This window comes from Pseudomonas lini (genome assembly GCF_964063345.1).
In the GTDB taxonomy this organism is placed as follows: Bacteria; Pseudomonadota; Gammaproteobacteria; order Pseudomonadales; family Pseudomonadaceae; genus Aquipseudomonas; species Aquipseudomonas lini_B.
Genome location: NZ_OZ061318.1, coordinates 769,286 through 781,010, shown reverse-complemented (window position 1 = coordinate 781,010; position 11,725 = coordinate 769,286). Strand labels below are relative to the sequence as shown.

The following is an 11,725-nucleotide window of genomic DNA, read 5'->3' as shown; positions in this document are numbered from 1 at the left end:
TCGTCATGACGCACACACAGAGCCAAGTACAGGTTAACTTCCTTGTTGTGGTTTATTCTACCAGTCCTGGTTTAACCACTACGCTCAAGTCCCTAGCCACCCTGGATTTTCAAACGGCAAGAATTCTTCCAAAGTTTTCAATTTGGGATAACTCTGAACAGGGGTTTGGGGAGGCATCAATCCCCACGCTGCCTGGTGAAGTAACGTATCACCACAGTGGAAATAACGAGCCCCTTTCAAAGATATACAACGCACTAATCTCCCGAAATGCAGATTCGGACTACTTTATAGTTTTGGACGACGACTCCAGCATAACTAATGATTATATATCCAGTTTGGATGTGTTTTTCAGAAGTAATGTGCCAGTAGCAGTGCCTCAAATTTTGTTCAATAACAGCCTTATATCACCTGGAACCATAAAGGGTGTTCGCGGAAGAGCGTTGAACTTGCAAAGCCTGGCGACAGGTCCCGTCCCGTCCAAAAAAATAGTGGCAATGATGAGTGGGACTGTCATATCTAAAGAAGCGTTGTCGCGGGGGCTGAAGTTTGACGAGCGCTTGAATTTCTATGGTGTTGATACACGATTTTTCATCGATTACGCAAATATATACAGAGAAATATTCATTCTCAAAACATCAATTCCTCATAGCTCGGCACTCCGAGAGAGCGGACAAGCTTATACCAAAAAGGTTCAGCGCTTCCGGAATCTACTACTGTCGCGGCCGCTGGTTTTCGATTATGTCAAGCATCACAAACTTAAAATATCATTATATGTGCTGTTGTTTAGCCTAAACACATGCCTTAAGGAAAAAAACATCAGGTACTTATCCCTGATGTTACTTTCATTGCACATACTGATCCCAAGGAAATCCTATGCGAGATGAAATACTTTGTCTTCATCAAAGCTCCGAACTGTACGGTTCAGATCGAAGTTTCCTTACGGCGATTGAATCGATTTCCGCTAAAAAGAAGATCTATTGCATCCTGCCTTTTCTTGGGGAACTCTCTGCTCTAGTTAAAAATATAGGTGCCGAAATAGAGTATTACCCCTACGGAATACTGAGAAAACAGAAGCTGAAAACCCCAGTCAGCTATGGCATAGAACTAATTAAGGCAACCTTGTATTACGCAAAAAAATATAAGGAGTTTAGTGCGGTATACATAAACACGACCGTTATGGTATCCGCACTGCTTGCTGCTGGATTTTATAGATTTTCGAAGAAAAGTTTCTTTTGCCACATTCGAGAAATTCCAGACAAAAAACTCATTGTGATCTTCCGTTTGCTTTTACGGTTCTCAGGTGCAAAATTAATATTCAATTCCGAGGCTACTAAAGCCGCTTTTAATCTTCCGGGAACAGTGATTTATAATGGTGTAGCCCCTCTTTACAGCGTCCCGTCGGTGCGTGTTGAAAGAGACTCCAAGAATCTACTTTTGATCGGTAGGATAAACACATGGAAAGGGCAAGACTTTTTCATTGATGTAATTGGAAAGATAGCCAATAACGCCGGAGATGACCTTCACATAAGGATAGTGGGTAGCCCTTTCGAGGGATACGAATACCTGGAAAAGGATTTAATCGAAAAAGTAAACTCATATGGGATCTCTGACAACGTCGAGTTTTTCCCTTTTTGCTCGGATCCAACCGAGCACTTTCAATGGGCAAGTTATGTTGTTGTCCCCTCCACGAAGCCGGAGCCGTTCGGTCGAGTGGCGATCGAAGCGTACTCCGTCGGAAAACCAGTGATAGCTGCAGGCCATGGTGGTCTGGTGGAGATCGTTAACCACGAACGAGATGGTTTTCTCTTCATCCCTGCCAACCACCGCAGCCTTGAGGATGTCCTGCTAAAACTTCCTCCGCCTAGCAGCCCACTGTACGAAAAGCTGAGCAAGTGTGCACTGGATACTTATTACAAGAAATTTTCATTAAAAAGCTATAAAGAACACATAAATTCAACGCTAGAAAATTCATATTAAAAACCAGGTCAAGTCACGCCATGGGAATACCATGAGACCTATCATGTTTCATGTGTTTCATGTGTTTCATGTGTTTCATGTGTTTCATGTGTTTCATGTGTTTCACATGTTTCATGTGTTTCTTTTTTTTCAATATTTAGAATAGATCAAAAGCACGTTAAAAATTTCAGGTAACTCTGAGAACCCATTACATTGAAAGAACCAAAAAGCGCCTCTATGAAAAACCTCTATATCCTCGGCATCCGCGGCGTCCCCGCCAAACATGGCGGTTTTGAAACCTTCGCCGAAAAGCTCTCTCTCTACTTGGTCAAGCAGGGCTGGAAAGTCACTGTCTACTGCCAGGAAGAGGGTTCCGGCGGTATATCGACCAGTGAATGGAAGGGTGTTCATCGAATTCATATCCCGATCGCCAATACCGGCGTGGCGGGCACGGTGTTTTTCGACTGGAAGGCCACCGTCCATGCGCTGGGCCAGAAGGGATTGTTTCTGACCCTCGGCTACAACACGGCGGCGTTCAATATTCTGCAGCGGATCAAGGGCCAGACCAATGTCATCAATATGGATGGCATCGAATGGCGGCGGGAGAAGTGGGGACTGGTGGCGAAAACCTGGTTCTGGCTGAACGAGCGGGCGGGTTGCTGGATCGGCAACCACTTGGTGGCCGACCACCCGAAAATCAGGGATCACCTGGCTACCCGGGTCAAGGATTCGAAGGTCACCATGATCCCCTATGGCGGGGACCGGGTACACGAGGCAGACCCGGTCGCCCTGGCCGGTTATGGCCTGGAGCCCCACGGCTTCTCGGTGGTTATTGCCCGGCCGGAGCCGGAGAACTCCTTTCTGCAGGTCGTCAAGGCCTTCAGCAGCAAGCGCCGTAACCATAAGTTGGTGGTGCTGGGCAACTTCACGCCAGAGAAGAACGAGTACCACAAGCGGGTGATGGACGCGGCCGGCGAGGAAGTGATCTTCCCCGGCGCTATCTATGAGGAGGCGGTGGTCCGGGCGCTGCGGTTTTTCAGCCGCTTTTACATCCATGGCCATCAAGTAGGGGGCACCAACCCTTCGCTGGTGGAGGCATTGGGCGCTGGCTGCTCGGTGATTGCCCATAACAACCATTTCAACCGTTGGGTTGCCGGTGATGCAGCGGTGTACTTCGACGACGAGCACGACTGTGCGAAGTTGTTCGAGAAGTACCTGCGCGATGACCACAACCATTTGATCGCGGCGATGAAGGCTGAAAGCACCCGCCGCTTCAACGAAAAGTTCACCTGGGAAAACATCCTTTCCCAATATGAAAAATTACTGATCCAGTGGTACCCGAAGGAGTACAGCAAGTGACCCAACGTATTATTGTCACCGGCGGTGCCGGTTTTATCGGCTCTGCCGTCATTCGCCATCTGATCGACAACACCGATGTGAGTGTGCTCAATATTGACAAACTCACCTACGCCGGCAATACCGAATCCCTGGCGTCGGTGGCGGGCAGTCCCCGGTATGAATTCCAGCAGGTGGATATCTGCGACACCGAAGCGCTGCACGAACTGTTCGCGCGTTTCCAGCCCGATGCGGTGATGCACCTTGCGGCCGAGTCCCATGTGGACCGTTCCATCGATAGCCCGTCGGATTTCATCCAGACCAACATCGTTGGTACCTACAGCATGTTGGAGGCCAGCCGCCGCTATTGGTCGGGACTGGCAGCGGAACGGAAACAGGGCTTTCGCTTCCACCATATCTCCACCGATGAAGTATATGGCGACCTGGAAGGCACCGACGATCTGTTCACCGAGACCACGCCTTACGAGCCAAGCTCACCGTACTCGGCGTCCAAGGCCGGCTCCGACCACTTGGTGCGCGCCTGGCACCGCACATATGGTCTGCCGGTGTTAGTTACCAACTGCTCGAACAACTATGGGCCCTTCCACTTCCCCGAGAAGCTGATCCCCCACGTGATTCTCAATGCCATCCACGGCAAGCCGCTGCCGGTGTATGGCGATGGCTCGCAGATCCGCGACTGGCTGTTTGTCGAGGACCATGCCCGAGCGCTGTTCGAAGTGGTGTCGCGCGGCACCGTGGGCGAAACCTACAACATCGGCGGGCACAACGAGAAGCGCAATCTGCAAGTAGTGGAAACCATCTGCGAGCTACTCGATGAGCTGCGCCCCCGCGATGAAGAGCTGGGCTCTTACAAGGAACTGATCACCTTTGTCACCGACCGCCCCGGGCACGATCTTCGTTACGCCATCGATGCGAGCAAGATCGAGCGTGAACTCGGTTGGCGTCCACAGGAAACCTTTGAAAGCGGCCTACGCAAAACGGTTCAGTGGTATCTGGATCATCAAGGGTGGTGGCAACGGATACTCAACGGACAGTACCGGTCTGAGCGTCTTGGCCATATCGGTTGAACCATTCAAACCCTGTCTCTATTCAACTCTGAAGGGAATCCTCATATGAAAGGCATCATTCTGGCGGGAGGCTCCGGCACTCGCTTGCATCCTATTACCCGTGGTGTATCCAAACAGCTGCTGCCGGTCTACGACAAGCCGATGATTTATTATCCGCTGTCGGTATTAATGCTGGCGGGCATTCGCGAGATATTGATTATTTCCACGCCGCAGGACTTGCCCAACTTCCAGAACTTGTTGGGTGATGGCTCTTCTTTCGGCATTGAACTCAGTTATGCCGAACAACCTTCTCCCGATGGTCTGGCCCAAGCCTTCCTGATCGGCGAGGATTTTATCGGCGACAGTAATGTGGCGCTGATTCTGGGCGACAACATCTTCTACGGTTACGGCTTCAGCGCCTTGCTGCGTGAAGCGTCGCAACGACAGACTGGTGCCACCGTTTTCGGTTATCGAGTCAGTGATCCGGAGCGTTTTGGCGTTGTCGAGTTCGACGATAACGGCAAGGCGATCTCGATTGAAGAGAAGCCAAAACATCCGAAGTCCGACCATGCTGTCACCGGCTTGTATTTCTACGATAAAGACGTGGTGCGCATTGCAAAGCAAGTCAAACCTTCGATCCGTGGCGAGCTCGAAATCACGGACGTGAACAACGCCTACCTGGAGCGCGGAGATCTGCACGTCAGCGTGCTGGGGCGTGGTTTTGCCTGGCTGGACACCGGGACCCATGATTCGTTGATGGAGGCCGGGCATTTCGTCCAGACCATCGAAGCGCGTCAGGGCTTGAAAGTGGCATGTCTGGAGGAGGTGGCGTACCACCAGGGTTGGTTGTCGGCCGCGGAACTCGATAAACAAGCCACCGCGTTACACAAAACCGGTTACGGCCAATATCTGGCGCGGGTGCTGAATACGGAGCCCGCGAAATGAATGTCATCAATACCCGGTTGCCCGGTGTACTGATCATCGAGCCTAAAATCTTCGGCGATGCCCGCGGGTTTTTTCTCGAGAGTTATCACCAGGAGCGTTATCGCGACGCCGGCATCGAATTGCCTTTCGTCCAGGACAATCACTCGCGCTCGCAGTATGGCGTGCTGCGTGGTTTGCACTTCCAAAAGACCCGGCCCCAGGGCAAGTTGGTGCGGGTCACTCAAGGTGCGGTGTACGACGTGGTGGTGGACATCAATCCAGAATCCCCCACTTGTGGTGAACATGTGGGCGTCAAGTTGACGGCTGACAACCATCTTCAGCTATGGGTGCCGCCGGGTTATGCCCACGGTTTCTGTGTGCTCAGTGATATCGCCGATTTTCAATACAAATGCACCGATCTGTATTATCCCGAAGACGAGGGAGGTCTGCTCTGGAATGACCCGGAGCTGGGCATTGCCTGGCCGTTGGAGTCGCCTCAACTCTCGGAAAAAGACCTGCGTAATCCACGCTTGCGAGCTGTGTTGAGTGGGGAATGATCGATTAATAATGGTCTATAGTTAATATTAACTATTTGTGACCCGATGTTATTTTTCCTTGAACCTTCAATCACAGTAGAACCTTGCGGGATAAGGATTCGGGAAAATCCTGACTAATAATAACAATCGGCACGAGGGGTGAGTTATTCACAGGCAGTAGTTCGTGCCGAAAATGTCTTGTTTCGCCGTGAACTTCTTGGAAAATCTCCTTTTTTGACGGTGCGTCCTGCCCCGCGCAAACGTTTTTTCGGATGAGGTGACAAGGCTCTGCATATGGCATGCACTGCCTATAAATGACATTCTCCAAAGGAGGCAATGTGCATGGACTGTCTCGTTCAATTTACGGGTGTCAGTTCTATCACCTGCTGTCCCATTCCCGGTCCCTAGTATCAAATCTAATGCAAAGTTGATGTCGAGAAGGAGTCTGATATGAAGAAACTACTTACGGCTGGCTTGCTGGCTGTCATGAGTACCGCGGCGTTGGCAGCGGATGAACCAGTGAGCAAGACGGTGAGCGAAAGCGAGCCACTGTCGTTGAACACCCCGCTGGTCGGGGGCGTGACGGTCGCCGAAACCATGGTGGTCGGCGCGGCCATTCTCGGTGCTGCGGCGGCTGCTTCAAACTCCGGTGGCAGTTCCAATGGCGGTACCTCCGGAACGGGCGGTACTACCGGCACTACCGGAACTACTGGTACCAACTAATACCCCGCGAAGTATGTTGTTCAAGATCACTCAGAACTTTCTGGGTGATCTTGTTTTAGATTTGCCCTCGACTAGCGTAGTGCCATTATGATCCGTAGATTATCTGTTGTTATGCTGGCAAGTATCAGCTTGCACGGCTGTATGTTTTCGCCTGGTCAACACATGGACACCAGTCAAATGGTCAGTGACGGCTCTGGGGAAAGTAGCCGGGTGGAGCTTATTCCCATCACGCCTAAATTGATTGCCATGGATGCCGCCACGCAAGTTCGCGAATCGGTTCCCTCGGCGTTGTTGTCCTATGTTCCGGGCGGTTATCGCGTGGGTGCCAATGACCTGTTGTTTATTACGGTCTGGGATCATCCCGAGTTGACGGCGCCTTCTGGCCCGCAGCAGCAAATCGATGCCAACGGTCGCCTGGTTCGTCCGGACGGCACGCTGTTTTATCCCTACATCGGCAATATTCAGGCCGCCGGGAAAACCATCGAAGAGTTGCGAGCATTTATCGCCGAGCGCTTGTCGCAATTTGTCGAAAGCCCTCAGGTCGACGTCAGCGTATTGCGCTTCGCCAGCCAGACCGTGGTGATTTCTGGTGCGGTGCTCAAAGCTGGCCAGCAGCCGATCACGACCACCCCGCTGAGCGTAGTGGAGGCCGTTGGTGCGGCCGGTGTGGATCCTTTGAACGCAGACCTGTCCGGCCTGACGCTGACCCGCGACGGGCGCGAATACAAGCTGGATCTGGACACGCTCAATCGCCAGGACTCACAGCTGCAGGGCGTCTACCTCAAGGGTGGCGACCGGTTGTACTTGCCTTATAACGACCAGAAGCGAATCTATGTCATGGGTGAGGTGAACCAGCCTCGCGCGCTGAGCTTCAAGAGCAAATCGATCAACCTGACCGATGCTCTGGGCACTGTAGGAGGCTTGAACCAGACCACCTCCAATGGCAACGCGGTGTACGTGATTCGCGGCGCGGACAACCTGGAAACCGAACCGGCCAAGGTGTTCCAGCTCGATGCCGAATCGCCTTCCGCTTTGGTGCTGGCCACCCGTTTCGACTTGCAGCCGCAAGACATCGTCTATGTCGGCCCGGCCGGCGTAACGCGCTGGAACCGTTTGATTACCCAGCTTCTGCCTACCGCCAGTGTCCTCGGGACCGGTGCCAGCTCAGTTAACGATCTCAGCGAAGCCAACAGCAGATAAGGCTCTATCCCTCCGTGAAAATTTTGCGTACCTGCGCCGGTCTGACGATGGCGCTCTTGTTGTGCGGGTGTAACCCGTTGATGAGGGCTTCCTGGGACACGCTTGAAGCGTCCGTCGCGGGGCCTGCCTCCATCAATTTGACCCGCGCTCAGGTCGATGCCGTGCCGTATCCGCAGATCCTGGTCACCACACCCTCCAGCGAGGGGGTGATGGCGATGGCTCGCCGACGGGGCGATCTGCAGTTCTGGGTCGCTTCCGGCAAGCAAGTGTTGATGATGCGCGATGGCCTGGTGGTGCGCACCGTCGGGCTGGGCGTTTCACTGGATGGCACTCACTTCAATGATGAGTCGCCCTTCAAGCGCGGCCTTCAGCAGTTGCCCGACGGTTACACCAGCACGCGCTGGATCGACATCTACGACGGCAACCGAATCGGTATCGCGGTCAACAGCCGTTTCAGCCCCCACGGCATCGAGACCATCAGCATTTTGGACAAGGATTACGCCTTGCTGCGTATCGACGAGCAGGTGGATGCACCCACCTTGAATTTCCGTGCCACCAACCGTTACTGGGTCGACCCTCAGGACGGTTTCATCCTGCGCAGCGAGCAGCATCTGACGCCGCAGCTGTTCTTGAAAATCGTGCAGGTGCGCCCTGACCGGGGGGCTGCCCGGTGAAGTGTTCGAACCTTATGTTGCTTGGCTTGCTCTTGATCGGCCCGGGCGTGAGCCAGGCGGCCGTCACGGTCAGCGGTGACGTGCGCAGCCCCGGCCACTTCGATGTCAAACCCGGTGCACGCTTGATGGACGTCATTCGCGACGCCCAACCCAACGCCGAAAGTTACTGGCTGGGTGCGGCGTGGCTACATCGCTCATTGGAGAATCAACAAGCGCGATTGAAGGCGGGCGTCCTGTTTGATCTGAAACTGCTGCAGCGGGGTGCCTTGCTGGATGGCAAGGGCACGCGAGCGGATTTGAGCTCGCGCCTGTATGAGCAAATCGAGGGGCTGCCGGTCACCGGACGCCAAGTCGCGGTGCTCGACCCGATTGCTGTGGAAGTGGGGTTCGCCAGCAACGCTCTGTTGGAGGATGGCGACCGTCTGATATATCCCGCGCGGCCGTCCACCGTGGAAATCCTCGGGGCGGTTGCTCAGCCTTGTCATGTGCCTTATAGCGCCATGCAGGAAGTCCGCGCCTATGCCCGGCAATGCGCCATCCTCGACGACGCCGAGCGCGATTATCTGTGGCTGATCCAGCCCGACGGCCAGGTGCGGCGCGTGGGCGTGGCGGCATGGAATCGTCAGGACGGCGTCGTGGTGGCTCCCGGCAGCAGGATCCTGGTGCCGATCAGGAACGACGATCTTGAGGTGCCGACCCCCGAGCTCAATCAACAACTGGCCGAGTTTCTCGCCACTCAACCGCTGGCTGAGGTGGCCCCTTGAAGTGCCTGTTAAAGTTTCGTTTTGCTGCTGTTTTGCTCTTGCCCTGCGGATGGGCTCACGGCGAACCACGTTACACCCAAAGTGATTTCGGTGGCGTCGGTCTGTTGCAGACCCCCACCGCACGCATGGCGCCCGCGGGCGAGTTGAGCGCCACGGCCAGTCGTACTGACCCTTATTCGCGCTACAGTTTTTCCTTGCAGCCGCTCGATTGGCTGGAGGGCTCGTTTCGGTACACGGCGATCACCAACCGCAATTACGGTCCCGAGGATTTTAGCGGCGACCAGAGCTTCAAAGACAAGGCCATTGACATCAAGGCGCGGCTTTGGGAAGAAACTCGCTGGGCGCCGCAAGTCGCCATCGGCGCTCGGGACATCGGCGGTACCGGGTTGTTTTCCAGCGAATATTTCGTCGCCAACAAGCGTTATGGCGAGCTGGATTTCAGCCTCGGCATTGCCTGGGGCTATCTGGGTAACCGGGGGGATTTCAGTAACCCGCTGGCGGTCTTCGGCAGCAAGTTCAACGACCGGCCAGAGAGCTCGGCGGCTGTCGCGAGGGCAGGGGACGTGAACACCAATGCTTACTTCAGGGGTCACCCTTCGTTGTTTGGCGGGGTTGCCTATCAAACGCCGTGGGCACCGCTGAGCCTGAAGCTCGAGTACGAGGGCAACGATTACAAGAATGAGCCGCTGGACAACTCGATCAAGCAAGACCTGCCGATCAACATCGGCGTGGTCTACAAGCTGGCCGACAGCGTCGATTTGAGTGCTGGCTGGGAGCGTGGCAATACGGCGATGTTCGGCATCACGTTGCACACCAACTTTGTCAGCCGCAAGACACCGGTCAAGACGTATGATCCGCCCGCCGAACCATTGCCGGCGCAGGAACCCTCGACCCCGGCTGACCAGGTCAACTGGGCTGATGTCTCCAACCGACTGCAACAAAATGCTGGCTACAAGGTGAAACGCATCACCCAGCGTGGTTCTGAGCTGATGGTGTATGGCGAGCAGTCTCGTTATTTCTATTCGGCCAAAGCCGTCGGGCGAGCCAGCCGGATTCTCGATAACAGCGTCAATCAGGACATCGACTGGTTCACCTTGGTGAACCAGCGTTACGACATGTCCATCGAAGAAACCAGCGTGCCGCGAGAAACGTTCCGTGCGGTCGTGAACAACGACCAGCCGCTGAAGGATCTGCACCGTACGACCGAGGTCAATCCGGCAACGGCGCACCGGGAAACCACGCTCTACACCCAGGCACTGGAACCGTTCAGTTACGGCCTCGGTCTGGGCTACAAACAGAACATCGGCGGTCCCGACGGACTGCTCTATCAGTTCACCGCCGATGTCGACGCGGAGTACCGCTTCACCCGCAATACCTGGTGGAGCGGCTTGCTCAGTGCAAACTTGCTCAACAACTATGACAAGTTCACCTACGACGCGCCGAGCGGGCTACCGCGCGTGCGCACCGATCTGCGCCAATACGTGACCACCTCCGATGTGACGATGCCAACGTTCCAGTTCAACCATGCGGCGCAGCTGGATCGGGATTTATACGGCATGGTCTACGGCGGCTACCTGGAATCCATGTTCGCCGGCGTCGGCAGCGAAGTGCTGTATCGACCCACGGGGAAACGCTGGTCGGTGGGCGCAGACCTGAACTTCGTGCGTCAGCGGGACTTTGATCAGGGCTTCGGCCTGCGTGATTACCAGACCGTGACGGGCCATGTCACCAGCTATACTGAGCTGCCCAATGACATGCTTGCAGCGGTCAGTGTCGGGCGTTATCTGGCGCGGGACTGGGGCACCACCATCGACTTGTCGCGGGAGTTCAAGAACGGCGTGAAGTTTGGCGGCTGGGTCACTCTGACCAGCGCGTCGAAGGAAGAGTATGGCGAGGGCAGTTTCGACAAAGGGATCTATATTTCCATCCCGTTCGACGAACTGATGAGTACCTCCACCATGCGTCGGGCCAATATCGTCTGGGCACCGCTGACTCGCGATGGTGGCGCACGCCTGAGTCGTGCCTACTCGCTGCAAACCATGACCGATGGACGTGACAGCGATCTGTTCTACAACAACTTCGAGAAAATTACCGAATGATTACGAGGCTCAAGGGCTTGATCGAATTACCGTTCTGGCTCCGGGGCCTGCTCTTTGTCACGGTGACCGTAATTCTGCTGTTCGCAGGTTTGCGCGCTCAGCCGATCCCGGAGCTGTTCGTCGAAGAGGACAAGCTCCATCACTGGATTGGTTTCCTGGTATTTGCGTGCAGCTGCCGCCTGGCGTTTCCCAATGTGAAGTTTTTCTGGATAGCCTTGGGGTGTCTTCTCACCGGCGTGCTCATCGAGGTCGCGCAAGGTTTGATGCCGATGCGCACAGCTTCACCTTATGACATGCTGGCCAATACGATCGGCGTGCTGATGGGGTTATTAATTTCTAGGTACTGGTTGCGCTGAACAGGCAGGACATACCAATCAGCTTGCCGGAATGTTGCAACCGTAGATCCCTCTCTATCCCCCTCCAGCAATACCTCTCTTGCCGATGGCA

The 11,725-nt window shown here is 54.6% G+C and carries 12 protein-coding genes; all 12 read left to right on the top strand.

Features of this window, described 5'->3' with window-relative positions:
* The first annotated feature begins 5 nt into the window (after nucleotides 1-5).
* The 12 genes from AB3226_RS03570 (at nucleotide 6) to AB3226_RS03515 (ending at nucleotide 11,634) form a co-directional block, all read left to right on the top strand.
* Nucleotides 6-884 (top strand): glycosyltransferase, encoded by an 879-nt coding sequence (locus AB3226_RS03570; protein ID WP_367372057.1) that lies wholly within the window; start codon nucleotides 6-8, stop codon nucleotides 882-884.
* Nucleotides 874-1,977, top strand: a complete 1,104-nt coding sequence (locus tag AB3226_RS03565; protein ID WP_367372056.1) for a glycosyltransferase family 4 protein — start codon at nucleotides 874-876, stop codon at nucleotides 1,975-1,977. The genes AB3226_RS03570 and AB3226_RS03565 overlap by 11 nt, the downstream gene beginning before the upstream one ends.
* A gap of 216 nt (nucleotides 1,978-2,193) precedes the next feature.
* Nucleotides 2,194-3,315: a DUF1972 domain-containing protein gene (locus AB3226_RS03560; protein ID WP_367372055.1), complete on the top strand. Its 1,122-nt coding sequence runs from the start codon at nucleotides 2,194-2,196 to the stop codon at nucleotides 3,313-3,315.
* Complete coding sequence (gene rfbB / locus AB3226_RS03555; protein WP_367372054.1) at nucleotides 3,312-4,379, top strand: dTDP-glucose 4,6-dehydratase; 1,068 nt, start codon at nucleotides 3,312-3,314, stop codon at nucleotides 4,377-4,379. Before AB3226_RS03560 ends, rfbB begins: the two co-directional genes overlap by 4 nt.
* A 45-nt stretch (nucleotides 4,380-4,424) precedes the next feature.
* A complete protein-coding gene (gene rfbA / locus AB3226_RS03550; protein ID WP_367372053.1) occupies nucleotides 4,425-5,303 on the top strand; it encodes a glucose-1-phosphate thymidylyltransferase RfbA in 879 nt (292 codons plus the stop codon).
* Nucleotides 5,300-5,839: a dTDP-4-dehydrorhamnose 3,5-epimerase gene (rfbC, locus tag AB3226_RS03545; RefSeq protein ID WP_367372052.1), complete on the top strand. Its 540-nt coding sequence runs from the start codon at nucleotides 5,300-5,302 to the stop codon at nucleotides 5,837-5,839. Before rfbA ends, rfbC begins: the two co-directional genes overlap by 4 nt.
* A 429-nt stretch (nucleotides 5,840-6,268) precedes the next feature.
* Nucleotides 6,269-6,541 carry a hypothetical protein gene (locus AB3226_RS03540; RefSeq protein ID WP_367372051.1) on the top strand — a complete coding sequence of 91 codons (273 nt, stop codon included), beginning with the start codon at nucleotides 6,269-6,271 and terminating at the stop codon, nucleotides 6,539-6,541.
* 87 nt (nucleotides 6,542-6,628) lie between these two features.
* Nucleotides 6,629-7,741, top strand: coding sequence for a polysaccharide biosynthesis/export family protein (locus AB3226_RS03535; protein WP_367372050.1), 1,113 nt, complete (start codon nucleotides 6,629-6,631; stop codon nucleotides 7,739-7,741).
* 14 nt (nucleotides 7,742-7,755) lie between these two features.
* Nucleotides 7,756-8,415 (top strand): YjbF family lipoprotein, encoded by a 660-nt coding sequence (locus tag AB3226_RS03530; protein ID WP_367372049.1) that lies wholly within the window; start codon nucleotides 7,756-7,758, stop codon nucleotides 8,413-8,415.
* Nucleotides 8,412-9,179 (top strand): capsule biosynthesis GfcC family protein, encoded by a 768-nt coding sequence (locus tag AB3226_RS03525; RefSeq protein ID WP_367372048.1) that lies wholly within the window; start codon nucleotides 8,412-8,414, stop codon nucleotides 9,177-9,179. Before AB3226_RS03530 ends, AB3226_RS03525 begins: the two co-directional genes overlap by 4 nt.
* 5 nt (nucleotides 9,180-9,184) lie before the next feature.
* A complete protein-coding gene (locus AB3226_RS03520; protein WP_367375746.1) occupies nucleotides 9,185-11,278 on the top strand; it encodes a YjbH domain-containing protein in 2,094 nt (697 codons plus the stop codon).
* Nucleotides 11,275-11,634 carry a VanZ family protein gene (locus AB3226_RS03515; RefSeq protein WP_367372047.1) on the top strand — a complete coding sequence of 120 codons (360 nt, stop codon included), beginning with the start codon at nucleotides 11,275-11,277 and terminating at the stop codon, nucleotides 11,632-11,634. Before AB3226_RS03520 ends, AB3226_RS03515 begins: the two co-directional genes overlap by 4 nt.
* Nucleotides 11,635-11,725: the final 91 nt, after the last annotated feature.